Source organism: Streptomyces halobius, from assembly GCF_023277745.1.
Lineage (GTDB): Bacteria > Actinomycetota > Actinomycetes > Streptomycetales > Streptomycetaceae > Streptomyces > Streptomyces halobius.
In genome coordinates this window covers 1,876,064-1,902,550 of record NZ_CP086322.1, presented here as the reverse complement: position 1 = coordinate 1,902,550, position 26,487 = coordinate 1,876,064, and the positions used below count along the sequence as shown (strand labels likewise).

Below are 26,487 nucleotides of genomic sequence, written 5' to 3'. Positions count from 1 at the left end.
CTCTCCTGCGGTCGGCCGGCCACAGGCGTTTCCTGGCGACTCTTTCGCGGCCATGGTGTGCCTCTCCCCTCTCATGCCTTCCCTGCCATCCCCGTCTCCCCTCAGGCCTCGTCGCCGACGGCCTGCGCGATCCTTGCGTTGACCTTGATCGGGTCGCCTTCCTCCATGTCCCCGGTGTTGTCCTTCGGGAAGAATTTCTCGATGGCTCCCTTCTGGAAGAGCAGGCACATGCTGGAGCCGCCGTAGCTGAAGTAGCCCATCTCCTGGCCCTTGGTGACCTGGTCGCCGGGTTGCACCGTGAGCGTGACCGATGAGATCTCGGTCATGCCCAGAGGCATGACGCACACCATGCCGATCGGCGGCGGGCATTCGATGAACACCAGACCCCGGGTGTTCACCGACGCTCCGTAGACCTGCGACTCCGTGCCGGCATCGCGCCCGCTCGTGTGCTCCAGTTCGGTGAACATCAGGGCCTCGACCACCCGCGCGCTGCGTACGACGCCGCTCACCGGCGCGTGCCAGCGGTGGTAATCACCGCCCGACAGGAAGGACTGGAAGACGTCGCCACCGACGAACAGGTCGGTGAGGTCGCTTCCGTCGAGCATGTCGTAGAGGGAGTAGCGCTGTCCCTTGGCCCAGAATTCGTCGCTCCGCTTGATGTCCCGCCGGATCCGCACCACCTTTCCGTCGTTCGCCGAAACGATGATCCGCGGGTCGTCCGGATCGTCGATCGGCCGGACGTCCTTGTCTTTCCTGAGCTCGCGGTGGAAGAACGCGTTGAAGGAGGGAAATCCGCCGTAGGGGTCCTGCAGATTGATCTGGAAATCCTGGAGATTGAGTTTCTTGTCCGCCAAGGCGGCCGGGGACAGCCAGCCGTTCTTTTGGTTCAGGACCTCCTGACTGTCCTTGCTGTCCAGGTGGGCGCACCACTCCCGCAGGATGCCGAGCAGCGCTTTGTTGAATCCCTGGTCACGGAATACCGCGTAACCATCGGTCGTCATCATCAGGTAGGTGAACAGGGCCGACATGGGGAAGGCGGTGGGGCCCTGGTACTTGGGCGTGCTGGTGACGATGCAGTCCAGGTGATCGAGCAGATCGGGAATGTCGTTCACCGTGTTCTTGCAGTCCCGTTGGTGGGCCTCGTTGATCATGCGGCTCACATACATGCGTACGATTCTGTCGCGCTCGATGAGTCGCGCCAGGTCCGCCACGGACGGGTGCCTGACGATGGCGTTCCGGGCGCGCCGCTCATGGACGTCCCGACTGAAGTCATCCAGCCACGCGTCGAGTGCTGCCCGGTTCTCCGGCAGATATCCGGCCGCCCGCCCGAACAAATTCTCGTAACGCGCGTCGAGTTTCTGTTCGGTCCAGAGGTGTGGGGTGTCACGGGTCATGGAAATCCTTCCGCGGATGGCGAGCGTTCAGGTTCCCGGATTCGCTGGGGCCGCTCAACCCCGCGTCATCGGGCTGGTACCGAGAACCGGCCACCGCCCTTGTGGCGTAAACACGCTTTTCGGCGTGAAAGCGCTGTGCAGAGAGGGAAAGGAAAACGCTGCGCACACACTGATCCGCCATGCTGGGGCAGGCCGACTGGCGGGTAGTACAGAGTAATGAAGCCAGCGGCAAGTACCGCAGCTTGGCTTGTTCTCCGTTTCTGGTTCTTCGTTTCCTGGCGAAATGAATCCAGAATTTCCATGACGGCCAGTCGGATTCTCCGGAAGACCCCTGGTGGGCCGTTTCGGGCAGGGCTTCGAGCCGGGCCAGGTGTCTGACGCGGCGCCGCTGATCGCCTTGCGTCGGCTTGGTCGCCCTGTCGCGCCACTGCTGCCACCTCATGGCGGCCGGGGGACTGGGCCCTGGTCCGCCTCCATGGCAATGCGCACACGGGGCTTGAGCGGAATCGCGCCGTACCGCGTAGGCAAGTAGCCGCGCAGCCGGGTCGGCCCAGGGGGCACGTGTACGGAGGGCATCCACCGGCAGGCCCAGGCGTCGTCGGCGGATGAGTCGAGAATTTGCCCCACGCCAGGGGCGGTGTGCGACAGTGGGCCGTCCGGTCGGCCGGGCGCGCCTCGTGCGCAGCCGCTACCGGGCTCCCCATACCTGAGACAGACGGTTCCGGCTGCGTCCACGCGTGTCCGGGCCCTGTCGGCCCCCGTACGTCCTTCCTCAGAGAGCAATGCAGGCAACGACCCTTGTCCACCGGATGGAAGACCTGTTCGACCAGGGCCTGGAATCCCAGGCCGGTGCCGCCCTGCTGCGTTTCGGCGCCGCGCGGCAGCGCCAGGACGACCGGATCGGCTGGTCCGGCGACGGTGCCGCCGCTTGGTTCGACGACGCCCGCGGTCACGTGTGGAGTGTCGGCGAACCGGAGGCCGCCGCCGGACTCGTCCTGCGTGCCGCGCACGTACTTCCCGGCCAGGTGCGGGAGTTCACCGGGCCCCGTCGCACCGACGTCCTGGTCGGCCGCCATCTGGCGGTGACCGATGTCGTCGAGTGGGTCTTCCGCTGGACGCTGGAGGAACCGCCTGTCCACCGGGCCGAGGAGCGAGTGGTCGAGCTCGACGAGGCGCACCATGAGGAGCTGCTCGCTTTCCTCAACGAACACAGCCCGGACCACTCGACCGGGCCCGGTTCCTCCGACGTCACCCTGTGGGTCGGAATACGCGACGCGGACGGGCGGCTGGTGGCCTGTGGTGCCTTGAGCAGCCTGCGGGACAGCGGCGCTCCGCTGATGGCGTCGGTCGCGACGGACGCCGGCCTGCGCGGCCAGGGGCTCGGCGCGGCGCTGACCTCGTGGCTGACCCGGCATGCCATACGGCAGCACGGGTTCTGCACGCTGTGGCAGCTCGCCGACAACTCCCCCGCCGAACGGCTCTACACCCGCCTCGGCTACCGCAACGAGGACCCCTGCGTGGCCGCGCGGATAGCCACGCGCTGACCGGGGGCGTCGCGCCGCGGCCACGGAGATGCGGTCAGCAGCAGCGGCTGACCACTTCGCCGGGGCCCTCGGTGTGCGCACGCCACATGTCCTTGCGGTATGCGGCGCGAGAGGCAGGCTCCCGTACCCGTACCCGTCTCTGTCCCGTACGGCTGACGCAGCCGCTCCAAGGCCCCCTCTTCCGAGATCTCGCGCAGGTTGCCCCGCATATGCGGGAGGGGAGTTACGGGTGGGAGCCGGGGGCGCAGGAGTAGTCGGAGACGGCGGTCGAGGAAGGCCACGTACGGGATTCACGCCGGAGCGCGCGGACCGCGACCACGAGTAGCGTGGCTTCGAGGATCGCGACAGCCACAGACTGGGCCACGTTGGTGACGAGTGCCTCGGCGGGAACCCCAGGAGTGCTCGTGAACAAGGCCGCCGCGTCGAGACGCATGGTCAGGACGGGCAGACCGAGAGTGGCCAAGGCCGCGGGCAGCGCGGGACCCGAGGCCAAGGCGCGCGGATCCGCTCCGTGAAGGGGCGGAGCATCCGGGTGCCGGTCGCGGTTCCGCACCCGAAGGACCAGGCAGACCACGCCGCCGACCAGGAACGCCCACCCGTAGCTCCCGTCGTCGAAGCCCAGGACGAGCCGACCTGCCACGACAGCGGCGAGCAGGATCAGGAAGCAGCCGACCGGGATCCACTCGCTCGTGAGGCGCGAGACCTCGACGCGGGGAGCCGCGGGATGGAAGGCCATCGTCACGGACGCGGTGACAGCGACGACGAGGGCGATGGCGGCCAGGGACGAAGCGCTCGGCAGGAAGCCGAGTCTCGCCGACTGCCCCAGATCCACAAACGTGGGCACGGCGGCCGCAGCACAGAAGACCGCGGCCCGTCGCCGGTGGCCCGTCCCCAGGGCCACAGCGGCGGCGATCCAGCCCAGGGGGAGAAGCTCGACCATCAAGGCCCAGCCCGTGGTGAAGGCGTCCGGCGTCGATCCCTGCGACCGCCCGACGAACGCGCCGAGCACCAACTGCCTCTCCTGAGCCGAACCCGCCAGGAGGACGGCCACCTCGGCCAGCAAGCTCACCGCCGTCGAGGCGGCGAGCAGGGCCACCCCGAAGAGCCCGACCAGTCGCGCGGTATGGCCGTAGGCGACGTAACGGGCGGGGGCGCCCGGCCCGGCCAGGCGGGTGCGGACCGCCAGGACGAGGACGCCCGCGACCTCGCGGGGCCCGGGACGGCCCAGGGCCGTGTCCTCGTCGAGCGGCTCGTGGTCGCTGAGGAAGGTGTCGACCATCTCCTCCTCGCGTTCCTGTCGGTAGTAGGCGGGCAGAACGCGTAGGACGGCGCGGAACCGGGCCTCCAGCAGCGTGTCCGACGTGTTCATGCGATACCTCCTGCTCCGGCAGGCCGGGCCCGCCCGCGGGACTTGGGTGCTGCGGGGGCGTCGACGTCCGAACCGGAGCCCGTCAGGCGCTGCTCGGCGACCCTGACGTTGGCGGCCATCCGCGCCTTCTCCGCCTCCAGGGCCCGGGTCCCGTCGCCGGTGAGGCGGTAGTAGCGGCGCAGCCGGCCCTGGTGGACCTCGTTGCGGTCGTGCTCGACCAGGCCCTCGGCCGTGAGCCGGTCAAGGACGCCGTAGAGAGTGCCCACGCGTAGATCGACCCGCTGGTCGGAGAGTGCGGCGGCCTCCTGCTTGATGCCGTACCCGTGGCGCGGCTCGTCGAGCAGCGCCAGGAGCACGAAGAAGACCGCCTCGGTCAGTGGTTTCGACGCCATGTCTGTGAGGATACATTGTGAGCCGATATATAGTGCCTATCTGGGCTACTGGACGGCCGCCGACCACCAAGGCCCGGGGCCTGGCCACTGCGGCGGTCGAGCGGGTGTGCCGTGTGACCGGTGAGGAACTGGGGCTGCACCGGATCGAGGCCACCACGCTGCTGGACAACATACGGTCCAACGCGTCCTGGAGCGCTGCGGTTTCGAGGCCATCGGCATCGCACCCCGCTATCCGCACATCAATGGGCAGTGGCAGGATCATCGGCTGTTCCAGCGGATTCTGCACGACCGTCCGCCAACGATGTAGCAGTCTTCGAGCCCGATCCGGATCGCGGCCGGGAAGCGGCGCGCGCCGTGACCGCAGCCGCGCCCAGCCCGCCGACCAGGAAAGCCACGGCCAGCGCCAGCCACCCATCGAGCCCGCAGCCACGATCCCGGCCGCGATCAGGGAGGGACCGGCCATCCCCTCGGCGATCATCTCCTCGGCGGTCGGGCCGAGGCTGAACGCCGCGGCGTAGCTTCCCCGCTCCGCCTCCGGCGAGAGGGCGAACTGTAGGCCCCGGCCGCCGGACGCGTGCCAGATGCAACGGCGGTATGCGCGAACAGACAGATGGTCGCTCGCCAAACCGACCCGCTCCGCCAGGCCGTGCGCGTGGATGCCCGAGGCGCCGAAAACCGCGGGCTCACACCGCGTCACTCCAACTCGCCGCACCAGCCTGCGCTCCGTAGCGCGCACAGGAAGATCAACGCACCCTCGTCGAACACTCGATCTCTATGCTGGCGACATGATCGATGTACCGCTTTCAGCGCTGGAAGTCGCGATGGTCCAAACGGGCACCCGAGCCGTGGAGACCCTGCGCGACACCACCGCCTTCGCGCAGGAACTGGAACGGCTCGGCTACCACCGGATCTGGTACGCCGAGCATCACCACTCGCCCGCAATCGGCGCGTTCCCCCCAGTTGTGTTGACCGCTCACTCCGCTGCCTCGACCTCGGCCATCCGCCTTGGGTCGGGCGGCGTGCTGGCACCCAACCACGCACCCATCATGCTGGCGGAGCAGTTCGGAACGCTGGCCGCCTTGCACCGGGGCCGCGTCGACCTGGGGATCGGCCGCGGCCCTGGCACCTTTGACGAGGCCACCGCACGGGCACTGCGCCGCGGAGCCGGACCGACGACGGATGCGGAGTACCACGGCGACGTGGCCGCGATCCTGTCCTTTCTGATCGATGAAGTCGCACTCGACCCGCTGCCGGAACCATGGCTGCTGTCCTCCAGCACCGCAGGTGCCGCTCTCGCCGCACGACTCGGCTTGCCGATCGCCATCGCACACCACATCCGGCCGGACAACACCCGAGCGGCGCTGGACCGTTACCGGGCGGCGTTCACCCCGTCCCGTTGGTGCGAGCAACCTCGGGTGCTGGTGTGCGTGGAGGCGGTGTGCGCCGAGACGGAAGAAGAAGCCGCGTGGCGAGTCGGACCGATGGACGTCGTCAAAGCCGGACTCCTCAAAGGCCAGAGCGAGATCCCCTTCCCCACGCCCGCGGACGCGGCCGCACACCCCTTCACAGCACAGGAGCGGCGGGCGCTGGCCGGCTTCCGTGCACAGCAGGCCGTCGGGACACCCGAGACCGTCGTACACCGGCTTGCCCGACTCGTTGGTGAGACCGGAGCAGACGAACTGATGCTGACCACACCCGTCTACAACCTCCGCGACCGCATTCGCTCCTACGAACTCATCAAGAAGTACTCCGAGGCCACGACAGCACCGTAGGAACCACTGCTGGGAGGGACGCCAGGCGCCCGCACGTCGCAGGAGCTCCCCACCGGCTGCGGGCTCAGCGCCCTCGACCAGCATCAGACGGTGCTGGTCGGGGTGACTTCAAGTGGCACGACCGCCTCTTGCTCTCGACCGCGGCTCGCTCTTCGACGGCTCACCGTGGAGTCGGTCAACCGTCCCTGCCCAATAGTGCTTTCCGGAACGGGCCGCACAGCCCTCGGGCCGGCGGCGCCCAACGGCTGGACTGCGTGGACCGGGCTTCTGGTTCATGTGGGACGACCTGCTGGAAGGAGCGCTCGGGGCGGTCCTCCTGGTCGATACCCGGCGGCTGGACCGCAGCTTCCCGGCCGTCGATTCTTTCGAGAACCGCGGGCTGCCGATCGTCGTCGGCGCCAACTGCTTCGACGGCGAGCAGCCGTACAGCGCCGAGCAGATCAAGGCGGCCCTGCACCTGAGCGACCCGAATACGCCCATCCCCATGCTTGACGCCCGCTCCCGTTCGGATGCGCGCGGTGCCCTGCTGTCGCTGCTGGATCTGCTCATAGCCGGAGCGGAAACCGCTTCTCCGGCCCGACGCCGGCGGGACGGGCCGGCGTGCGCGCCCGCTCCACCCATGGACGAGGGCGGCGGGCCTGCACGCCGCGGGCTCGCCGAGCGGTCGCACGGCTGCAGGCTCCTCCGACGCGTCCAGGCACCTGCCGGTCGCGCAGCGGTCCTGGAGCAGCCCGCTGTGCCCGGCGAGACGTACGCGGCGCAGCGCCCTCCCACCGGCCGGAGGTGTACGTGAGGGGTGGGCCCGAGCGGATCGCGCGGTCGACATGAGGTGGCGGCGGGGCGCTGTCATCGCGTGCGCGTGCGCCTACCCGGTCCGGTGGGCCGCTGTGGGACACGGGGTGACCGGTAGGCGCGGGCGAGATGGTGTTGCAGGCGGGCATGGCGGAACTGGTAGACAGCGCCGGCTTGGCGGAGCACGCCCCGCTGGTAGGCGTCTTCGAGGAAAGCGACGACGGACCAGGGCAGCCGGCCGGTCAGCGGCAGCCAGATCCGGGAGAAGACCGCCCACTGGCCCCAGGCGGTCAGGCTGAGTACGTAGCCGAGGGCGCCACCGAGCCCGCTGATGACGCCGAGCTTGAGCGCGGCCGTGAGATTCCAGACGACCGGGCCCAGGATCGCCGGCGCGGGCCGGATCACCACCAGGGACCCGAAGCCGACCAGAAGTCCGAAGGTGGGGGCCCAGAGGAGGAGTTGGGTGGCGACCGTGCGGCAGTTCGTGCGCAGGAGGCTGACCGGATTGACGGCGGATCGGATGTCGAGAGGGGTCTCGAAGAAGGTCAGGAGGCCGAAGGTGGGGCCGGCTCCCAGCGCGAACACAAGGCCGTAGATGATGCCGTCGCCGAGGCCGACGGCCAGGATCGTCGGGAGGCCGGCGTGGGACAGGACGCCGTTGAGCACTCCGCGTACGAGGCCGTAGCCGACGCCGAACACGAGCCCGCACAGCAACCCGATCACCAGTCGGGGGAGGCACCTCCGCCTGGCCTTCCCCTCCCTGCCGAATATCTTCATGCGCACGCCGGACGGCTCCACCGGCGCGTCCTTGGCCGCGACCATGAACCAGTACGTGATCCCGAACAGGAGCCCGGAGAGGAGCCCCGCCACCAACCCGTCCGCGAGCTGGAATGCGACGGTGTCGAAGAGGGTGCCGACGGCGCCGTCGACGAGCCCGATGGCCAGACAGATCACCAGCGCGGTCACCAGCGTGCGCGTGGTGCGACGCAGCCCGCAACCGAGCCGCCACCACTCCAGGTTGGGGGTATCGAGCCGGGTCAGGTGGTGGGCCAGGTAGCCGAGCCAGTACTGGGCGCGTTCCGGGTCGACGGCGTAGGGCGGCCCGCTGCCCGGGCGGTGCTCGGGCCGAGGGCGGTAGACCGTGGGGGTGAAATTGTCGAGGAGGTGGTCCTCCAGCTCCTCGGGGCTGCCGAATCGCTGGGTGTCCAGAAGCGAGGCCGGGTCGTTGTCGGGGGTGTCGCTGTAGACGGCGCGGGCGAGCGTGACCATCAGCGGAGTGGTCAACACCGCGGCGAGGTGGGCACCGGCCCGGCTGTGCGGCCGCTTGCGCAGCTCGCTCAGCACGGGATCCCAGTCGGTCGCCGCGAGGGCCCCGCCACGGGCCTTGCGCGTGGTGCGCGGCAGATAGTCGGCGAGGTCGCTCAGGGTGAGATCGGTCAGATCCACCGCGGCGGCGGAGGTGAGCACGTCGGTCTCCGCGACCGCGGCGGAGTACTCGGACGGACGGCTCGTCAGCAGCAGGGGGAGGGTGGTGGCGTTGAGCGCCTCCAGCGCGGGACGGCGCAGGCCGCCGGCGATCTCATCGAAGCCGTCCAGCACGGGGAGCACCCGGCCGGTCTCGACCAGTGCTGCGGCCAGGCTCGACCCGCCGGGTCCCGGGGCGGCAAGGCCGGGGTGATCGCGCGTCAGTTGCGCGGCCAGCCAGTCCCGGAACGTGAGGGCGGTCGGATCCCACGAGCCGATGCTGAAGATCACCGGCACGGCTTCGGTGCGGCCCCTCGACTTCAGGTGGTCCAGGACGAACCGCACGGCGAGAATCGTCTTCCCGGAGCCCGATCGCCCCAGCACCACGAGCCGCCCCGACGGGATCCGCCGGTACACGCTCACGATCTCGTCCAGTGTCCCGCTCAGGTCCATGGGCCCGTGCCTGCCCCCGGCGGGCAGCCGGCGGATGTTGGCCCAGTGATCGGTCAACTCTTCGGCAACCGGCCGCCAGCGCACCGGCAGCGGGTAAGGATCGTGGACCTGCCGCTGCTCCTCCTCGCGCTGCCAGCGGGCGGCCACCGTCTGGGCGAGCTGCTCGGCGACGTCGGCCAGGGTTGCGTGCAACGCCGACCCCGGCCGCCCGCCCGCGTCAGGTTCCATGCGGTCGGTTGAGTCGTCCGGCGGGTTCCTGTCCCTGGTCTTGCTCACCGGCCGGCTCCCATCCCCGGTTGAGCCCTCAGGCCGGCTCCCGTCCCCGGTGCGGCGGACGGCAGCCGCCAGCAGCTCCTCGCGTTCCTCGGGGTTCAGCCCGAGCGCGTCGGCCAGCAGCCGCACCGTGGTCACCCTGGGGTCGGCGCGCTCGCCGGTCTCCAACCCCCGGATGGTGCGCACGCCCACTCCGGAGCGCTCTGCCATGGCCTCCTGAGTCATCCCCGCCTCGCGCCGCAGCCGCCGTAACAGCGCGCTGAACTCACTGGTCACAGGTCATGGCCTTTCCCCCGCATGTCGATTTCCCCAGGTGAGGGACTCTAGCGCGGCCACCGGCCGGATACGGCCGGTCTGCTGGCCTGTCCGTTGCCCGGTGCCCGGGCCAGCGTCAACGGCATCCGCCAGACCGACCACCCGGAGGCAGGGGAGCCGCGATGCCGACGACCGCGACCATGGACCAACCGACCGCCACCACGCTCACGCATGAGGAGCGCGAGGTGCTCCACGCGGTCGGCTGTGGCCTGAGAGACGCCGAGATCGCCTCCGCCCTCGCCATCCCCAAGGACGCCGTGGCCGGACACCTCGCGCGGATCCTCGCCGAACTCGGGCTGCGTGACCGGGCCGCCGCCATCGTCCACGCCTTCGACTGCGGCCTGGTCGTCCCCGGCCACGGCCCCCGCAGGCAGACGGCCAGCCCGGTGCCGCGGACCGTCATCGGCCCGGCGCGGGAACCGCGGTTGCGGATCTCCGTGCTCGGACCGCTGCGGGCGTGGCGCGACGGACAGCCCGTGGACCTCGGCCACCTCCGCCAGCAAGCCGTACTGGCAACGCTGGCGCTGTGCCCGGACCGGACGGTCAGCCGGCAGGAACTGCTCGACGGAGTCTGGGGGATGGAGCCGCCGCTCACGAACGTGGTGCCGGGTTACATCTACCGACTGCGGAAGGTCCTGCGCATCGGGGACAGCCCGGACGCGGTGATCCAGCGCGAGCGGTGCGGCTACCGGCTGGTCCCCGGCGCGGTCAAGGTGGACGTGGCGCGCATGGAGGAACTGGTCACCGCCGCGGGGACGGCCGAGCGAGCCGGAGAACTGACCGAGGCGGTCCGCATCTGCTCCCAGGCGCTGGATCTGTTCCGCGGGGAGCTCCTGGCCGCCCTGCCCGGACCGTTCGCCGAGATGGAGCGGCTCCGGCTCACCGAGCGCAGGATCGCCCTCGTACAGCGGAAGCTGGACTGGCAGCTGCGGCTGGGCCGGCACTCCGAGGCGATCGCCGAGCTGTGGGCCCTGGCCGCGGCACAGCCCCTGAACGAACCGGTCGCCGCGATGCTGATGAGTGCGCTGTACCGCAGCGGCCGACAGGCCGACGCGCTGACCGTGTTCGACCGCACCCGCCGCCGTCTGGCCGACGACCTCGGGGTGTCTCCGGGCCCGATGCTGAGGCGGACGCACCGGATGATCCTGCGTGGGTACGACGCCGGCCTCGGCCTCACCCGAACCACGCCGTGACCCCGCCGACGCCGCCCACCCGCGGTGAGGAGCTGCTGCTGGCGAGGATCTCCGCAGCGGCCGGCCGCGAGCACCTCGGCAAGCGATGTGCCACCTACGGGGGAGCCGCGCACCCGGCCCACGCACATGCCGTGCCGGTCCGGGGGATCCGGGCCCTGCTGGCCTTCGTCCGATACGGCCGGCCTTCCGCGACGAAGGCGAGCGCGGACGCGCGAGTGGACCTGTACGAGCACGGGATGACGGTTGCCGTCAACGGACGGATCCACGTCGTCCGCTACGACACCACCTCCGTGTTCCAGTACGACACCACCTCTGTGTTCCAGAACAGCACCCGGCACCCGCACGGCTCGGCCCGCATAGGCACCACTCGTACCTACACGACCTACACGCTCACCGATGTCGAAGGAAAGCGGGTCGTGCTGCACGGCGTTCCGGAGAACAGCGATGCGGAGGAAGCGGAGGAATCGGAGGAGTGGGGGCATGAGATCCAACGGGCCGTCGCCCGTGCCCAAGTGCCCCGGGCACTGGCCGCGCTCGACAAGGGCGAGCGACTCACTTTCGGGGACATCTGGCTGACCAGGGAGAAGGTCGGATCCGGGGAGGTGTCCGCGCGGTGGCAGCAGGTGCGGCGGTGCGAGATCGAGAAAGGGGCCATCAGCCTCGATATCGACGGGAACTGGCACGGGATGGGGCCAACGGTGTCCCGGATCCCCAATCTCTTGGTCTTCTGCGCACTCGTCGAGCGCCTTCGGACAGACGCCGCGCGCTCATGAGGATGAGCCGGTCATGACGCATCCGCCGATGCGGGAGTCCGATGACGCACCGCAGTTGTGGGTCCGGATCCGGCGCCGGCAGCCCACTCATCGTCGCTTCATCGCAATTCCAGCGGCCGTCCCTAACGTCAGGGCCGAGCACAGCAGTGCAGTGGTGCACCACTCGTGCACCGCTCGATTCGTCACTTGTGCACCACCTCAACTCGTCGAGGAGAAGCAGAGCATGACCCTGGCCAACAAAGGGAAGAGGGCGATTGGTGTGGGCGGTGCGGTGGCAGCCATGGTGGCCGCCACCGCCGTCGCACCCACCGCTGCCCACGCCGAACCGGTCCATCACTACTACCTGGAGGTCGGCGGTACGGGTGCGGCGGCGCCCGCGCCCGACTGCAGCGGCACCTACGCAATCGCCAACAAGCACCTCAACGGTGGTATCCCGGTGCCGGTCTGTTATCCGGCGAGCGCCGGCCCCTGGCTCAACGGACACAACAAGCCGGACATCAACGCACCGAGCTTCGACGCCAGTGTGCGCGAGGGGTACCGCAATCTGCTGGCCAAGGCCGAGGAGACCTACCGTCGCGATCCGGGCGCCCGCTTCACGATCGTCGGCTACTCCCAGGGCGCGCAGGTGGCCGATCTGGTGCTCCAGACGATAGCCAAGGGCGGCACCGACATCCCCCGCTCGCAGGTGAACGGCATGCTGTACTCCGACCCCATGCAGCCCGACACCGGCATCTGGGCCCGGGTTCCGAAGGGGTGGAGCGCCTTGGGATTCACGTCCACGGGCGCCGGTCCGGCGAAGTTCGACGGCGTCCCGGTGCAACGCTTCTGTATCCGCACCGACCTGGCGTGCGACGCCACCTCGGTCCAGTCCATACCCGGTTTCCTGAACCAGCACCCCAAGTACGTGCAGGAGGGCAACGTCATGGCGCAGACCATCGGCAACGACGGCGGTGACGGCGTCGTCTGGTACGAGCCGGACGGGCGCGTCAGGTCCTCGTAACCAGGAATGCGGGCAAACGGTCCGGCCGGCGCAGCCCGGTCGGACCGTTCACGTGCGCGAAGAGGCGACTCGGGACCGATGTACGTCCCGTGCGCGGTGACCGCGGCGCGGGTTCTCGGCGCATGACACCGGTTCGAGGTGGTCGGGGGTGACGCAGGCGCGGTTGCGGCAGAGGTGGTCGAGGTGCTGTTCCGGGGGGAGTTCGCCGGGGAGCTGGGTCCATATCCAGCGGTGTGTGCCGACGGTGCGGTGCTGGTGGGGCGCAACTGGTGGAGAGCACGTCTATGTACGCCCTCGCCGGGTCCGAGTCAGGGCCGTGAGCGGTGCGCCGTGCCCGCGGTGACGTCGCTGCCTGGCGTGTGACCGGGTGAGTCTGGTTCCGGCCCTGGTCAGCATCTGGCCGAGGAGGTGGATGGCTCGCGCCCGTGTCGGCACTCCGCGCGCTGTGCCCGTCCGGTAGGCATCGGATTTGCGAGGTGGTGTTGGGTGATACGAGGGTCACCGGCCAACTTCTTTGTGTCATCTGCCAGTACGACGGCCAGGCAGCGCGGAGGAGACTTTCTGCCACGACCACGACCCGGCGAGCCTCTGAATCCGGAGGTCCGGCGCGGCCACGTACAGGACGAAGCGCAGGAGGGGGCGGCACGTGAGCGTGCAGCAGTACGACGAGATCGGCGAGGCATTCGAGGGGTTCAAGTCCCTGCCGCTGATGCGTTACGGGGAGGTGCCGAGCTTCCTGGGCATGGTCGGGGACGTGAGCGGCAAGTCGGTTCTCGACCTGGCGTGCGGCACCGGTTTCTACAGCAGGGAGTTCAAGCGGCGCGGCGCCGAGGATGTCCTCGGTGTCGACATCTCCGTCGAGATGATCGCCGCCGCGCGGGAGAGCGAGCAGCGTGACCCGCTGGGCGTGCGCTACGAGGTCGGTGACGTGGCCGAGCTGCGGCCTGTCGACCGGCGCTTCGACATCGCGGTGGGAGTGCAGTGCCTCAACTACGCCGAGGACATCGCGGCGATGGAGCGGATGTGCCGCACCATCCACCGGAGCCTGGTGCCGGGTGGAGCGTTCTTCGTGCTCGCCCAGAAGCCCGACTACCGGTTCGACTGTCCGTCCCTGGACAAGTACGGGTTCCGCTGTGAGCCGACCGGCGAGGAAAGCGAGACGGGTCCGCGGGCGCGGGTCACGGCTCTCCTCGACCCGCAGCCGATCAGCATTGTCGCCACGGCCCCGCGCCGCGAGGTCTACGAGGAGTGTCTGCGGGTGACCGGGTTCGTTGCGGTGGAGTGGGTTCCGCTGCAGGTGTCCGATGCCGGCATCCGTGAGTTCGGCGAGGACTTCTGGGCGGACCTCCTCGCGAACCCGCCGCTGGAGATGCTGCGCTGCCGTGCCTGACCGGCCGACCATCGACAGCCGCAACACCCCGCCCTGCACACTCACATGTCCTCCGTTGTAGGTGCGACACGCACCTCGCCACATCCGGCTCCGTTCGGGTGAAAGACACGCTCTCGGGCGGAGGTAAGGAGCGGTTGGGGCGGTTGGGGCGTGTCAACCTTCGGCAGAGGCCGACGAGGGGGCTCGCGAAGGGCTTGCTCCATGGACGCCTGGAGGGTGCGGCGGGCCGGAGCCGTCCTGCCGCTGCTGGTGTACTGCGGGCTGTGCACCACGGTGATCAGCTCGCTCGGGGCGCTGCTCATTCCCGCGGTGGCGGCCGACCAGCGGGTTCCGGTGAGCACGGCCCAGTGGATGCTGACCGGGAACCTGCTGGTCGGCGCCGTCACCACCCCGGTCCTGGGCCGGCTGGCCGACGGTCCGCGCAGCCGACGGATGCTCCTGCTGGCGCTCACCGTGGTGGCCTTGGGCTCGGCGCTCGCGGCCACCGCCGAGACCTTCCCGCAACTGCTGGCCGGTCGGGCACTTCAGGGGCCGACCTGTGGGATGGTCCCGGTGACGATGGCCCTGGCACGCCGCCATCTGCCGTCGGACAGGGTGGGGCGGGCCATCGCGACGCTGGCCGTCACGGCCGCGACCGGTGCGGGTCTCAGCTGTCCGCTGACCGGCTTCATCGCCCAACACCTCGACTTTCACTGGGCGTTCTGGCTGGCGCTGGCGTTCGTCGCCCCGGCCTTCGCGGGCGTACTGCTGATCCTGCCGCCCGACCGTGCGGACCGGGAACCACGTCCCGCCGCCGACCCGGTGGGCGTCGCGCTGCTCGCCGCCGGGCTGGTCTGCCTGATCCTGCTGGCCGGCCAGGGCGCGCAGTGGGGATGGCGCTCGCCGGCCGTCCTGGGGCTGCTTCTGGGCACCCTGCTGTCCGCGGGTGGTTGGGCGTGGTGGGAGCGGCCCACCGGCCGGCCGCTGGTACGACCCGCGCTGCTCGGCCGCTCCGACGTCGTGCTGGCCAATGTCGCCGCATTCGCGCTCGGCGCGGCCGCCTTCGTCGGCCTGTCCGCCGTCGGCACGATGGCGCAGGCTCCCGCTTCGACCGGGTACGGCCTCGACCTGTCGGTCTTCGCAGGGGGGTGCCTGATGCTGCCGATGTCGGCCGGCAGCCAGTCGGCGGGACGGCTGAGCCGCCGGCTGACCGCGAAGGCCGGGCCGCGGGCGACTCTCGCGGCGGGCGCAGCCCTGGTGGCCGTCGCCCAACTCTGCCTGAGCGCTTACCACTACCGGCTGTGGCACCTGCTGCTCGCCATAGCGCTCCTCGGTCTGGGGACGGGCCTGACCTGGACGTCGGTGCCGATGCTCGTCCATGGTGCGGTACCCGCCGGCGAGCTGGGAAGCGTACTGAGCTTCAACCATGTGCTGCGGATCGCCGGTTCCACTCTGGGCAGCGCCGCGACCGGCGCGGTGCTGGCCGCTCACACCGCCGCCGACGGCCTGCCCGGCGACGCGGGCTACCGCATGGCCTTCACCACGAGTGCGGCCGGCTGCGGACTCGTCCTGGTGGGAATTCTGAGCCGGATGGTGGCTGAATCGTCTCGGCAGACGCTTCGGCACTCGGGGTGAATTCTGACCACCCGGGTTGCCGCAATTCTCTTCCGTCCCGTTAGGGACCGTAAAGAATCAACATGCTGCTTCCCGGTGTTCCTGTCGTTGGTGTGGTATGCGCATACCGAGCGAGGTTCGTGACCAACTTTCCCTGAGATTCGGAGTGTTGTTCCCTCATCTGAATGAGCGGCAGCAGCGGCTGGCGCTGGCTACCGAGGCCCGGCTGCTGGGGCACGGTGGGGTCCGGGCCGTCGCTTGTGCCGCGGGGGTGAGCGAGACGACGGTGCGGAAAGGAGTCTTCGAGCTGGAGGGTGGTGAGGACCCACTGCCCGATGGCCGGGTGCGCCGCGACGGCGGCGGTCGCAAGAGCGCCGAGGAGCTTGACCGTCTGCTCGTTCCGGCTCTGCTGGCGCTGGTGGAGCCGGATGAGCGGGGCGATCCGATGTCGCCGCTGCGGTGGACGACCAAGTCGCTGCGGTGTCTGGCCGGGGAGCTGACTCGGCAGGGCCATGCTGTGTCGGCGCCGACCGTGGGCCGGCTGCTGCGGGAGAACGGTTTCAGCCTGCAGGCCAACGCGAAGACCCTGGAGGGAGCCCAGCACCCGAATCGGGATGCGCAGTTCCGGTATATCAACGACCAGGTCAGGGACCATCAGGCGGGCGGCGAGCCGGTGGTCAGCGTGGATACGAAAAAGAAGGAAGTCGTCGGCCAGTTCAAGAACGCGGGCCGCGAGTGGCGGCCGACGGGCCGGCCGGTGCGGGTCGGTACCCATGACTTCCCCGATCAGGAGCTCGGCAGGGCCGCCCCGTACGGGATCTACGACATCACTTCGAACACCGGCTGGGTCAGCGTCGGCTGTGACCACGACACCGCTGCCTTCGCGGTCGAGTCGATCCGCCGCTGGTGGAACGGGCGAGGACGCCTCGACTACCCCGGCGCTACCCGGCTGCTGATCATCGCCGACGCCGGTGGCTCCAACGGCTACCGCACCCGGGCCTGGAAGACCGAACTCGCGGCCTTCGCCGCCGAGACGGGCCTGGCCGTCACTGTCTGTCACATGCCTCCGGGCACGTCGAAATGGAACAAGGTGGAGCACCGGCTGTTCTCCGCGATCACGATGAACTGGCGCGGCCGTCCGCTGACCAGCTATGAGGTCGTCGTGCAGAGCATCGCCGCGACCACCACACGCACCGGGCTCACCGTCCACGCCGAACTGGACCCCGGCCGCTACCCCACCGGTGTGAAGGTCAGCGACGCCGAGATGAACGCGGTGCCGCTGACCGGCCACGCCTTCCACGGGGAGTGGAACTACACCGTGCACCCCCGCCTCACCGAGCCGGCGAGCCTCAGCGGGCCGACCGTCGGCCTCGACCGTGGGGCCCTGTCGCACCCCGCCCTGACGGGCATGACCAGCACCACACTGACCGAGCTGACCACGGCCCTGGCCGCCCCCTGGCAGGCACTGCACGCCCCGGACCACACCACCCGACGCGACGGCGGCACACGTCGCCGGGCCCCGGGAGGCGGCCGCAAAGCCAAACTGAACCTGGCCGACCGCGTCCTGGCTACCGCGCTGCAGCAACACCTCGCCCTGCCGCCCACCGCGCTCGCCCGCCTGTTCACCGTCAGCAAGGACACCATCCGCGAGGCCACCGGCGAGATCAGACAGCTGATGGTCCAGCACGGGCACTCCCTCGGGCCCGCAGCGGCGCACCTGAGCACCCTCACCGGCCTCCTCGTCTACGCCACGGCGCACGGCGTCACTCTCACGCCACAAGCAAAACCCACACCTTGATTCTTTACGGTCCCTTAGTTAAAGGCGGATAATGTGGCGTCTTGTCATCCCCATGTCGGACCGTCACACTGCACATGAATCCCGATTTCAGGGTGGGCGCATGGGATGGCTCGCATTCGGATATTTCGTCTCCTATATTCCCTACGCGATGTTGGTGAAGGCCCTCTCCAGTGGTGTGCTGCCCGGCGCCCACGACCCGGTCGGGGGCTGGTCCTGTTACCCGCCGCAGCGATGGGCCAGTTGGTCGTCATGCCGGTGTTCCTGGCCGCGTCCGGATGGTGGCGGTACGCTCGCCGACATGAGTTGATGGGCCGTCAATTACCGGGCCCCGGTCGGGGCGCGGTGGTGTCGGGGCTCTTCGCAGCGCTGATCATCGCCACGACCACGCTCAACTACACCTTCGCCGGTGTCTCGATCCTGCTCATGCTGCTCCTGATGCGCGGCGGAGTGCTGATCATCTCGCCCGTGATGGACGCCCTCCGTCGACGGCACGTCAGGGCCTCCGCCTGGGTGGCCGTGGCGTTCAGCCTGGTCGCGGTCGGCGTGGCGCTCGGCGATGTGACGGGCCACCGACTGACCGTCGGCGCCGTCCTGAGCCTGGTGGTCTACCAGGCGGGATACGTGGGCCGATTCGAGATCATGAGCCGGGTGGCCAAGACGGGGACCGTGGCGACCGATCGGCGCTACTTCGTCGAGGAGCACGCTGCCGCCCCTGCCTGGCAGCTGCTGCTGCTCGCGCTCGGTGCCATCCTGGGCCAGCCGCAGCTGCGGGAGGGCTTCACCACCTTCCTCACCACGCCCGTGGCCCTGGGCGCGGCCGCGATCGGGGTCGGATACGAGGCACTCTTCGTCTTCGGCACCCTGATCTACCTCGACCGCCGAGAGTACAGCTGGTGCGTCCCGGCCAACCGGTGTGCCAGCCTGCTCTCCGGCCTGGTCGCCTCGTACGCCCTGGTCTGGCTCGCCGGGCTCGCGGCGCCCGGCAGCGCCCAACTGGTCGCTCTGGTCTTCGTGCTGTGCGCGGCGCTGGCCCTGTCCTATCCGTCCCTGGCGGCCAGGCGGAGTCGCCGCCGACTGCTGTTCGTCTGCGGCGGCAACACCAGCCGCTCGGCCATGGCGGAGTCGATGGCCAGGGCCGAACTGGCCGCGCTGACGCCACGCACCAGGGTGATGCCGCTGAGGGTGGCCAGCGCCGGGCTGGAGGTGAAGCGACCGGGCGCGACGATGAGCGAGGGCGCGCAGACCGCGCTCGCGGGGCTGGACATCCCGCCGGCGGCGTACCGGTGTCACCGGGCCCGACCGGTGACACCCGCGCTCTGCCACAGCAGCGCCGTGATCTACTGCATGACCCGGGCGCAGTGCGACCAGGTGGCCACACTCGCCCCCGGGCTCGACGGGCGGGTGGTCTGCCTGGACCCGGCCGGAGACATCCCGAATCCGGCGGGCCGATCACCCGAGGCATATCGCGCATGCGCCCACAGGATTCAGGCATCCGTCCACACCCGGCTCTGCGAGCACCTCGGCCCGGCCGGGGCCACCGGGACGAGGGCCGGCTCGACCAGGCGAGGATCGCCGGAAGCCGCGCCCGCCACGCGATCGAGCACCTGGCCGAGCAGACCGTGCACCACTGCATCCGTGCCTGCGGAGCCCGCAGCCTGGTACGGCCCGCGCCCGTGGAGCGGATCCTGCGCGACCTGACGGTTTATCAGCGACATGACAACGACGACCACATCTTGGCCACCATCGGCCGGGCGGCCCTGGGCGAGCGGCACGACCCGTCGTTCCACAAGCCCTGAAGCCCGAAAGGAGCGTCAGATGTCCGCCCGGTCGGACAACCACCACCCCGCCTCCGGGCACGGTATCCACCGCCGTCCGGTATCCCGCCTGGCCAGACCGGAACGCCGGGTCGGCCTGGCGCGCCTGCCGGCACCTTCTCCGGCCCTCCGCCGTGCCGAAGCCCACGCCGACGCGGTCCGGAAGGAACACTCGCGCCCGCAGGGCCTGCCCACACCAGCGGTCGCCTGGTGAAGCCGACGCCGACGCGGTCCGGAAGGAACACTCGCGCCCGCAGGGCCTGCCCACACCAGCGGTCGCCTGGTGAAGCCGACGAAGCCGGTCTCAGGGCATGCCGTACCCGCGACCGGCTCGGCCACCCGCTTCTCCCGGCAAGCGATCACGGCAGCCGCGATCGGCAACTTCATAGAGTTCTACGACGCCGCCGTCTACACACTGCTCGCACCTGTCTTCTCCCAGCAGTTCTTCCCTGTCGACAACAAGGCGGTCGCACTGCACTACACCTACGGGATCGTGGTCGGCATCGCCTTCATCGTGCGTCCCCTCGCCACGTTGGTGCTCTCGCCCTACGGCGACCGCCACGGGCGCCGGCAGCTGCTCTCGCTGACCCTGTTCATCATGGGAACCGGCCTGCTCCTGATCGGCCTGACCCCCGCCTACCGCACCATCGGCCCGCTCGCGCCCGTCCTCCTCGTCCTCGGCCGGGTGATCCAGAACGTCTCCAACTCCGGCGAGTACCAGGCGGCCACCACCTTCATCGTCGAACACGCCCCGCCCGACCGCCGGGCATCGGTCGGCGCCGTCCAGTACATGACCGCCGGGGCCGGGCTTCTCGCGGCCACCCTGGTCTCGGTCACGCTCACCGCCAACCTGCCCAAGGCGCTCATGGCCGACTGGGGTTGGCGGGTACCGTTCCTGCTGGGCGCCCTGCTCTGCCTGTATGGCGTCCGGCTGCGCCGGGCCGTGCCGGAGAGCCCGTCCTTCACCAGACTGCGAGCCGCCGGCGAGGTCGAACGCCGACCGCTGCGCACCGCCGTACGGCAGCATCGGCGGAGCCTACTGCTGGTGGTGGTGCTCCAGTTCAGCCAGGTCACCTACTACACCTGGCAGGTCTTCCTGCCCACGTACGCCCACTTGGTCGCCGAATTCCCCTTGCAGACGAGCCTGGCCCTGAATGCGATCGCGCTGGCCGCTTTCATCCTGCTGCTCCCGCTGGTCGGCGCCCTGTCCGACCGCGTGACCGGGCGCCGCCCCTGATCATCGCCGAGGCTCTGGGCTTCGCCGTCCTCGCCTACCCGATGCTCGCCCTCCTCCAAAACCCGACCCCCGCCGGATACCTGCTGGTGGCGGTGGCCGGCAACGCGCTCCTCGCCCTCAGCTACGGGAACATGGCCGCCCTGTTCTGCGAGCTCTTCCCGACCGGAGTCCGCTCCTCGGGGATAGGCGTCCCCTACCAACTGGCCACCACACTCTTCGGCGGCAGCACCCCGATCATCGCGGCCTGGACCATCGCCCACCACCACACACTCGCACTCGGCACATACATCCTGTGCCTGGAGGCCATTGCCGCAGTGGTCTACCTCCTGCTGCTCCCGGAGACCCGCGGGAGGACGCTGGACTGAACATCCCGCTGAAGCCGAAGCATGCGAGGCACGGGCGGCCGCGGCGCTGCCCCGATCCGCCCTGCGGCCAAGCCCCGCCACCGCTCCACCGGCCGCACAGCGACACGGAGGTCGGCAGCGATCACTGATCCGGCCGTGTGGCGCTGCCATCGGTCCCGGCGACCGGGGCCAGGAGCGCTTCCAGCCGGGCACGAACCAGGCTGCCTGCCCGATGGTGCCGGCGGCACAGTTCGAGTGCCGTGCGGTGTTCAGCGTCCCCCTGGTCGGCGTCGGCCCCGTGGGCGAGCAGGTGGCCGACGGCGGCGATCTTGCCGCCGGCCACGGCCTGCAGCAGCGGCCGGCGGTTCCAGGAGTCCGTGGCGTCGATGTGCACAGCTCGTGCCTGCCGGGCCGTTTGAGCAGGTAGCCGGACGCGCGGCGTCGATGGCCGCGATGATGTCGGCGTCGGTGTCGTAGGTGGTCAGCACGAGCACCCGCACGCCGGGGTGGGCGACGCCGAACCCGGCGGCGGCCGTGCCGCTGCCGGAGCGCTCCTGACCGCGACGCGGGGGCCGGTGGGTGGCAGGCATGACGAACTCTCCTTGCGGCTCAGTCCTGTCCGTCGGGGATGCGGGTACAGCAGGTCAGGGCGGTGGCGTTGTCGGCGGCCAGCGAGCGGGCCAGCACGACCAGGTCCGCGACGCGCGGATCGCCGACGGAATAGCGCAGCTTCTTGCCGTCCCGGCGGGCGGTCACATAGCCGCAGTCCACGAGACAGGACAGGTGCACCGACACGCGCGGCTGGGAGATCCGGGCATGCTCAACACACTCGGCCGAGGTGCGCTCGCCACTGAGGATGTACTCAAGCAGCTTCAGCCGGGTGGGGTCCGCCAGGGCGCGGAAGAACTTCGCCACCGTGTCCGGATGTGTGCAGGGCACCTCATCGGCAACCGGGGCGGACGGGGCAGGGGTGTTATGGCGCTGGGGCATACGTCCGCCCTCCACAACTGGAACTACTGGCCACGTCCGGCCTCCATAAATGGAACTCTTGGCCACTGGTGCTATTTGCCTAGGCGCATACTATGGATCTATCGCCCTATTCGGCAACGCGCATAGCAGCGGGCCCGGAATCCCGGGCCCGAACGAGGAGGCAGCACCGTGACCACGACGGAACCCGGCTTCGACCTGGCGGTCGTCGGCTCCGGCTCGGCCGCGTTCGCCGCCGCCATCGCCGCCACCGACCAGGGCGGGCGGGTGGTGATGGTCGAGCGCGGCACCATCGGCGGCACCTGCGTGAACGTCGGCTGTGTGCCGTCCAAGGCACTGCTGGCCGCCGCCGAGGCCCGCCATACCGCTGCTGTCGCCGACCGCTTTCCCGGCCTGGCCCCGGCCGAACCGCCGGCCGGCTTCGGTGAGGTGATCGGCGGCAAGGACGCCCTGGTCGAGGAGCTGCGCGCGGAGAAGTACGCCGATCTCGCGGACGACTACGGCTGGGAGATCGTGCACGGCACCGCCACCTTCGCCGGGACCGTCGACGCCCCGGAGCTGGAGGTCGCGCTGAACGAGGGCGGCTCCCGCCGGATCGAGGCCGGCCACTACCTGATCGCGACCGGATCCGCCCCGTGGGCCCCGCCCGTCGAGGGCCTGGAGGAGGCCGGGTACCTGACGTCCACCACCGCGATGGAGCTGACTGTTCTCCCGGAGTCGATGCTCGTGGTGGGCGGCAACGCGGTCGGCCTGGAGCAGGCTCAGCTCTTCGCCCGCCTGGGCACCCGGGTAACCGTCATCGAGGCACTGAACCGGCTCGCCCCGTTCGAGGAGCCCGAGGTCTCGCAGGTGATCGAGAGCGTGTTCGCGGACGAGGGCATCACCGTCCACACCGGTGCCACCCTGACCTCCGTACGTACGGACGGCGGCGAGAGGGTCGCGACCGTCCGCACTCGCGACAGTGAAACCGTGGAGCTGCGCGCCCGTCATCTGCTGATCGCGACCGGCCGCCGCCCGAACATCACGGGGCTGAACCTCGACGCCGTCGGCGTGCAGACCGGCACACGCGGCGAGGTGATGGTCGACGACCACCAACGCACCACCAACGAGCGCGTGTGGGCCGCGGGCGACATCACCGGAGGCGCTCAGTTCGTGTACGTGGCGGCCGCCCAGGGCACGTTGGCCGTCGACAACGCCCTGGGCGCCGCCGGCAGGACGCTGGACTGCACCGCACTGCCGCGAGTGACGTTCACCAGCCCGGCCATCGCGGCGGTGGGGATGACCGACGCGCAGATGGCCGAGGCCGGGCTGCCCTGCGACTGCCGGGTCCTGCCGCTCCAGTACGTGCCGCGCGCCCTGGTCAATCGGGACACCCGCGGACTGGTCAAGCTCGTCGTCAACACCGACACCGGCCGGGTGCTCGGCGTCCATGCGATCGCCGACGGCGCCGGGGACCTCATCACCGCCGCCACGTACGCGATCACCGCCGGGCTGACCGTCGACCAGCTCGCCCACGCCTGGGCGCCGTACCTGACCATGGCCGAAGCCCTCAAGCTGGCCGCCCAGACCTTCACCAGCGATGTCGCCAGGCTCTCCTGCTGCGCCGGCTGAGGCACCGAAGAAGATCGGAGGCAATGTCCATGGACGCGAATCGGAGCATGAAGCGGCCCCGTCCCATGACGGTCGGTGAGCTGTCCCGCCGCACCGGTGTGCCGGTCAAGACGCTCCGCGAGTACACCGATCTCGGGCTGATCTACACCCTCGGCCGCAGTCCGTCGAACTACCGGCTGTTCGACGCCGACGCCCTGTGGTGCGTGCGTTTCATCGGCCAACTGCGCGGACTTGGGCTGACCTTGGCCGAGATCCGCGAGCTGGCCACCGCATCTCTCGACGGTGCCGACGGGCCGGCCGGACCTCGCCTGGCGCAACTGTTGCGCCGTTCCCGCGAGCGGCTTCGGCAGCGCATCGCCGCACAGCAGCAAGTGCTGCGCCGGATCGCGGAGTTCGAAGCTGAGCACCAGGAGGAGTTGGTGGCGGAAGGCGACTTCTGCTGGGCCGGTGATCCCCGGTCCGGAGCAGGGGCTTGAACTCGCCCCGGGGTCGGCCCCTACGGCCCCAGGCATCGGCCCTCTCCACGGCATCGGCCCTCTGCGCGCGGACCTCGGTCGGCGGATTCGCGGCGCGGATCATCCTCGTGCTGGGGACACACCCCCAGTACGGGCATCCGCCGCCGACCCACTCCGCCTCGATGCTGGGCTCGTCCTCCTTCGAGCGGGTACGCGTCCTCAGGCGAGTGGGTACGCGCGCCGCCCCGCTCAGGCTCCGTCGGGGCAGGCCGTTCCGTCCTGTACGTCCTGTGCGACCTGGGGGGCGTCTTGAGCAGGGCAGTGCCGAAGGCGCGCAGCCGCTCTCCCGCGGACGTACGCTGAACTTCCTGGGAGGACTGGCCGAGGGCGGCAAGACGATCGCCGTCCACACCCTGTGGTGCCTGCTGCCCGCCTACGCGCACACGGTGGCCTGGGGATGGGCGGCCGTGGTGGCCGTCACCGCCGTCCACCGGGTTGTCACCGGCTACCGCGTGCTGTGCTGACGTCCGGCGTACGGGAGCAGATCTCGTCCGGCGTGCGGGAGCGGGTTTCGTCCGGCGTACGGGAACGGACCCGTCGCGCCGCCCACCACCCGCCGGCGCTCAGGGCCACCAGCCCGGCCGGCGCGATCCACAGCACCGGGGAGCCGGGATCGCGCAGTGCCCCGCCGAGGCCTGTGTAGACGAGGGTGCCCGGCACGATGCCCAGTGCGGTGGCGGTCACGTAGGGCGCGAACCTGACTCCGGCCACCCCCGCGCCGTAGTTGACCGCGGCGAACGGGAACAGCGGCACCAGGCGCAGCAGGAGTACGGCGGTGAAGCCGCGGCGCGACAGGTGGGCGTCCAGAGCGGCCAGCCGCCCCGAGCCCGTGTACCGGGCTACCGCCGGACGTCCCAGCGGCCTCGCGAGGCCGAACGAGAGCGCGGCACCCGCGGTGGCACCCACCAGCACCGCCGCCGCACCCAGCGGGAGTCCGAACAGTGCCCCGGCGGACGCGGTGAGCACCGACCCGGGCAGCAGCGCGGTTACCGCCAGGGCGTAGCAGAAAGCGAAGACCAGTGGCCCCCAGAAGCCGAGCGACTCGGTCCACCGTCCCAGGTCGGCAAGCGTCCCTCCGCCGCCCAGCGCCACCCAGCAGCCCAGACCGACCAGCAGCGACGCGAGGACCAGCAGCTTGACCACGGCGCCTCGGGTGGAGGCTGGTCGCTTCTCTCCGACCGGTGCCTCTGCGTCCGCCTTCGCCTCTGCTTCCGTTTCCGCTTCCGCTTCCGCTTCCGCTTCCGCTTCCGCTTCCGCCGAATGCGATGAGAGTGAGGCGGGTGTGGGGGACACGGTTTCGTGACGGCTCATATGTGTCTGTCCTGTTCGGCCGGTTCCTGTTCGGTCATGCGTTGCCGTCCGGTGTGATCGGCCGCACGAGGCCGTCGTGCTGCCGCAAGGAACCCGGCCGGTCCCTGCGGCATTCCGTCCGGGACACGCCGTACGAGGGAGGAAGGCCGGATCGGCGGCTCGCCACCGAAAGTCTGTGCGCAAATCTGTGCCCAGGGGGAAGGGTGAAGCGTCGTAGCGGGTTTCCTTCCCATGCCGCCGGCCACAGGCAAGTCCGTCGGCACCCATCTGAGAGCCGGAGTGAGACTGCAGCATGAGCGCATACGACCTGGTGGTCATCGGTGGTGGCAGTGCCGGGCTGACGGCGGCGCGCACCGCCGGGCGGTTCGGCGCGCGTTCGTTGCTGGTCGAGCGGGACCTGCGGCTGGGCTGGACGGCCTCGCACTACGCCAAGACCGTGCACCCGTATCCGACATACGCGGACGGGCCCTGGCACGCCGCGCTCAGCGACGTCTACGCCCGGCTCTTCGAGAACCAGCGGGCCACGGGCGCGCTGCTGGGCCTGCGCAGGAAGGTGGTGCGATGATCCTGCGGCTCGTCCTCGGTGCTGTCTTCGCGGCGATGGCGCTGGGCCAGCTCGCCTCGTTCGACGCGATGGGGGACATCCTCGGCGCGTACGGGGTGACCGGTGGGGCGGCCTCGACTGTCTTGGCGGTGGTGCTGATCGCCGGTGAGGCGGTCGCGGGGGTGTGGTTCCTGGCCCGGCCCCGCTCCACGGCGATGGCCCCGGCGTGGATCTACACGGTGGTGTCACTGCTGTGGGCAGCCCTCGCCGTACAGGCATACGCACGAGGACTGGCCATCGACAACTGCGGCTGTTTCGGTAGCTACTTCAGCCAGCCGCTGCGGTGGTGGGTCCTCGTCGAGGACGCGCTGATGCTGCTGTACGCCTGGCTGCTGCTGCGCAGGACCAGCCGTCGGGCCCCCGCCCTGACCGACCCGGTACTCGACCGCATGGCCGCCGCACCAAGAGAGCAGGAAGCAAGCTGATGGGACTCGTGGCGACACTGCGCGCTGTTGACCACCGGCACCCCGCCCGCCCTGCTCGCCGCCACCGCCAACCCCGTTGACTGCCTCGCCTCCCGACCCGTCTCCCGCCCCGTCCCCAAGGAGA

26 protein-coding genes and 1 pseudogene are annotated in these 26,487 nt (G+C 70.1%); 19 read left to right on the top strand and 8 right to left on the bottom strand.

Annotated elements, in window-relative coordinates; genetic code table 11:
* Window positions 1–101: 101 nt before the first annotated feature.
* Window positions 102–1,394 (bottom strand): phosphatidylserine decarboxylase family protein, encoded by a 1,293-nt coding sequence (locus K9S39_RS09005; protein ID WP_248862796.1) that lies wholly within the window; start codon window positions 1,392–1,394, stop codon window positions 102–104.
* A gap of 782 nt (window positions 1,395–2,176) precedes the next feature.
* Between K9S39_RS09005 and K9S39_RS09000 the strand changes: the two genes are divergently transcribed.
* A complete protein-coding gene (locus K9S39_RS09000; protein WP_248862795.1) occupies window positions 2,177–2,938 on the top strand; it encodes a GNAT family N-acetyltransferase in 762 nt (253 codons plus the stop codon).
* A gap of 223 nt (window positions 2,939–3,161) precedes the next feature.
* On the opposite strand, the gene K9S39_RS08995 is transcribed toward K9S39_RS09000, so the two are convergent.
* Window positions 3,162–4,307 (bottom strand): hypothetical protein, encoded by a 1,146-nt coding sequence (locus tag K9S39_RS08995; RefSeq protein WP_248862794.1) that lies wholly within the window; start codon window positions 4,305–4,307, stop codon window positions 3,162–3,164.
* Complete coding sequence (locus K9S39_RS08990; protein ID WP_248862793.1) at window positions 4,304–4,699, bottom strand: PadR family transcriptional regulator; 396 nt, start codon at window positions 4,697–4,699, stop codon at window positions 4,304–4,306. Before K9S39_RS08990 ends, K9S39_RS08995 begins: the two co-directional genes overlap by 4 nt.
* A gap of 785 nt (window positions 4,700–5,484) precedes the next feature.
* Between K9S39_RS08990 and K9S39_RS08980 the strand changes: the two genes are divergently transcribed.
* The gene (locus tag K9S39_RS08980; RefSeq protein ID WP_248862792.1) at window positions 5,485–6,471 is read left to right on the top strand and encodes an LLM class flavin-dependent oxidoreductase; all 987 of its coding nucleotides are present in this window, start codon (window positions 5,485–5,487) and stop codon (window positions 6,469–6,471) included.
* A gap of 274 nt (window positions 6,472–6,745) precedes the next feature.
* Window positions 6,746–7,264 carry a hypothetical protein gene (locus tag K9S39_RS42910; protein WP_406707894.1) on the top strand — a complete coding sequence of 173 codons (519 nt, stop codon included), beginning with the start codon at window positions 6,746–6,748 and terminating at the stop codon, window positions 7,262–7,264.
* A 53-nt stretch (window positions 7,265–7,317) separates the two neighbouring features.
* Here K9S39_RS42910 and K9S39_RS08970 read toward each other — a convergent pair whose 3' ends face one another.
* Window positions 7,318–9,729 (bottom strand): helix-turn-helix domain-containing protein, encoded by a 2,412-nt coding sequence (locus K9S39_RS08970; RefSeq protein ID WP_248862791.1) that lies wholly within the window; start codon window positions 9,727–9,729, stop codon window positions 7,318–7,320.
* Between the two features lie 161 nt (window positions 9,730–9,890).
* On the opposite strand from K9S39_RS08970, the gene K9S39_RS08965 reads away from it, so the two are divergent.
* The 3 genes from K9S39_RS08965 to K9S39_RS08955 all read left to right on the top strand — a co-directional run bounded on the left by K9S39_RS08965 (window position 9,891) and on the right by K9S39_RS08955 (window position 12,734).
* Window positions 9,891–10,961 (top strand): BTAD domain-containing putative transcriptional regulator, encoded by a 1,071-nt coding sequence (locus K9S39_RS08965; protein WP_248862790.1) that lies wholly within the window; start codon window positions 9,891–9,893, stop codon window positions 10,959–10,961.
* Window positions 10,958–11,734: a DUF6585 family protein gene (locus K9S39_RS08960; RefSeq protein WP_248862789.1), complete on the top strand. Its 777-nt coding sequence runs from the start codon at window positions 10,958–10,960 to the stop codon at window positions 11,732–11,734. The genes K9S39_RS08965 and K9S39_RS08960 overlap by 4 nt, the downstream gene beginning before the upstream one ends.
* Window positions 11,735–11,957: 223 nt before the next feature.
* Window positions 11,958–12,734, top strand: a complete 777-nt coding sequence (locus K9S39_RS08955; protein WP_248862788.1) for a PE-PPE domain-containing protein — start codon at window positions 11,958–11,960, stop codon at window positions 12,732–12,734.
* Between the two features lie 48 nt (window positions 12,735–12,782).
* On the opposite strand, the pseudogene K9S39_RS42905 reads toward K9S39_RS08955, so the two are convergent.
* Window positions 12,783–12,962 (bottom strand): annotated as a pseudogene (locus K9S39_RS42905) (HNH endonuclease); the annotation flags it as partial.
* 418 nt (window positions 12,963–13,380) lie between these two features.
* Here K9S39_RS42905 and K9S39_RS08950 point away from each other — a divergent pair.
* From K9S39_RS08950 to K9S39_RS08915, 8 genes are all read left to right on the top strand, one after another.
* A complete protein-coding gene (locus tag K9S39_RS08950) occupies window positions 13,381–14,124 on the top strand; it encodes a class I SAM-dependent methyltransferase (protein ID WP_248862787.1) in 744 nt (247 codons plus the stop codon).
* Window positions 14,125–14,325: 201 nt separating this feature from the next.
* Entirely contained in the window at window positions 14,326–15,738 is a 1,413-nt protein-coding gene (locus tag K9S39_RS08945) for an MFS transporter (protein WP_248862786.1), read from the top strand.
* Between the two features lie 97 nt (window positions 15,739–15,835).
* The gene (locus K9S39_RS08940) at window positions 15,836–17,515 is read left to right on the top strand and encodes an ISAzo13 family transposase (RefSeq protein ID WP_248861314.1); all 1,680 of its coding nucleotides are present in this window, start codon (window positions 15,836–15,838) and stop codon (window positions 17,513–17,515) included.
* 306 nt (window positions 17,516–17,821) lie between these two features.
* Window positions 17,822–19,213 carry an arsenate reductase/protein-tyrosine-phosphatase family protein gene (locus K9S39_RS08935; RefSeq protein ID WP_248862785.1) on the top strand — a complete coding sequence of 464 codons (1,392 nt, stop codon included), beginning with the start codon at window positions 17,822–17,824 and terminating at the stop codon, window positions 19,211–19,213.
* Window positions 19,135–19,311, top strand: coding sequence for a hypothetical protein (locus tag K9S39_RS08930; RefSeq protein WP_248862784.1), 177 nt, complete (start codon window positions 19,135–19,137; stop codon window positions 19,309–19,311). The genes K9S39_RS08935 and K9S39_RS08930 overlap by 79 nt, the downstream gene beginning before the upstream one ends.
* Window positions 19,312–19,330: 19 nt before the next feature.
* Window positions 19,331–19,543, top strand: coding sequence for a hypothetical protein (locus K9S39_RS08925; protein WP_248862783.1), 213 nt, complete (start codon window positions 19,331–19,333; stop codon window positions 19,541–19,543).
* Between the two features lie 69 nt (window positions 19,544–19,612).
* Window positions 19,613–20,566, top strand: coding sequence for an MFS transporter (locus tag K9S39_RS08920; RefSeq protein ID WP_248862782.1), 954 nt, complete (start codon window positions 19,613–19,615; stop codon window positions 20,564–20,566).
* 41 nt (window positions 20,567–20,607) lie between these two features.
* A complete protein-coding gene (locus tag K9S39_RS08915) occupies window positions 20,608–20,931 on the top strand; it encodes an MFS transporter (protein ID WP_248869230.1) in 324 nt (107 codons plus the stop codon).
* Between the two features lie 121 nt (window positions 20,932–21,052).
* Here the strand turns inward: K9S39_RS08915 and K9S39_RS08910 are convergent, their stop codons facing one another.
* Both K9S39_RS08910 and K9S39_RS08900 read right to left on the bottom strand, forming a co-directional pair.
* The gene (locus K9S39_RS08910) at window positions 21,053–21,304 is read right to left on the bottom strand and encodes an ankyrin repeat domain-containing protein (protein WP_248869229.1); all 252 of its coding nucleotides are present in this window, start codon (window positions 21,302–21,304) and stop codon (window positions 21,053–21,055) included.
* Window positions 21,305–21,519: 215 nt separating this feature from the next.
* On the bottom strand, window positions 21,520–21,900 hold the full coding sequence (locus K9S39_RS08900; protein ID WP_248862781.1) for an ArsR/SmtB family transcription factor: 381 nt from the start codon (window positions 21,898–21,900) through the stop codon (window positions 21,520–21,522).
* A 168-nt stretch (window positions 21,901–22,068) separates the two neighbouring features.
* Here K9S39_RS08900 and merA point away from each other — a divergent pair, with 168 nt between their 5' ends.
* From merA to K9S39_RS08885, 3 genes are read left to right on the top strand one after another with little or no spacing between them, the layout of a single operon-like run.
* Window positions 22,069–23,508: a mercury(II) reductase gene (gene merA, locus K9S39_RS08895; RefSeq protein WP_248862780.1), complete on the top strand. Its 1,440-nt coding sequence runs from the start codon at window positions 22,069–22,071 to the stop codon at window positions 23,506–23,508.
* A gap of 47 nt (window positions 23,509–23,555) precedes the next feature.
* Window positions 23,556–23,984 carry a MerR family transcriptional regulator gene (locus tag K9S39_RS08890; RefSeq protein WP_248862779.1) on the top strand — a complete coding sequence of 143 codons (429 nt, stop codon included), beginning with the start codon at window positions 23,556–23,558 and terminating at the stop codon, window positions 23,982–23,984.
* On the top strand, window positions 23,981–24,487 hold the full coding sequence (locus K9S39_RS08885; protein ID WP_248862778.1) for a hypothetical protein: 507 nt from the start codon (window positions 23,981–23,983) through the stop codon (window positions 24,485–24,487). The genes K9S39_RS08890 and K9S39_RS08885 overlap by 4 nt, the downstream gene beginning before the upstream one ends.
* Here the strand turns inward: K9S39_RS08885 and K9S39_RS08880 are convergent.
* The gene (locus tag K9S39_RS08880; protein ID WP_248862777.1) at window positions 24,462–25,166 is read right to left on the bottom strand and encodes a TVP38/TMEM64 family protein; all 705 of its coding nucleotides are present in this window, start codon (window positions 25,164–25,166) and stop codon (window positions 24,462–24,464) included. The genes K9S39_RS08885 and K9S39_RS08880 overlap by 26 nt on opposite strands.
* Window positions 25,167–25,626: 460 nt before the next feature.
* Here K9S39_RS08880 and K9S39_RS08875 point away from each other — a divergent pair, with 460 nt between their 5' ends.
* Window positions 25,627–25,899 carry an FAD-dependent oxidoreductase gene (locus tag K9S39_RS08875; RefSeq protein ID WP_248862776.1) on the top strand — a complete coding sequence of 91 codons (273 nt, stop codon included), beginning with the start codon at window positions 25,627–25,629 and terminating at the stop codon, window positions 25,897–25,899.
* Window positions 25,896–26,363, top strand: a complete 468-nt coding sequence (locus K9S39_RS08870) for a MauE/DoxX family redox-associated membrane protein (RefSeq protein ID WP_248862775.1) — start codon at window positions 25,896–25,898, stop codon at window positions 26,361–26,363. The genes K9S39_RS08875 and K9S39_RS08870 overlap by 4 nt, the downstream gene beginning before the upstream one ends.
* Window positions 26,364–26,487: the final 124 nt, after the last annotated feature.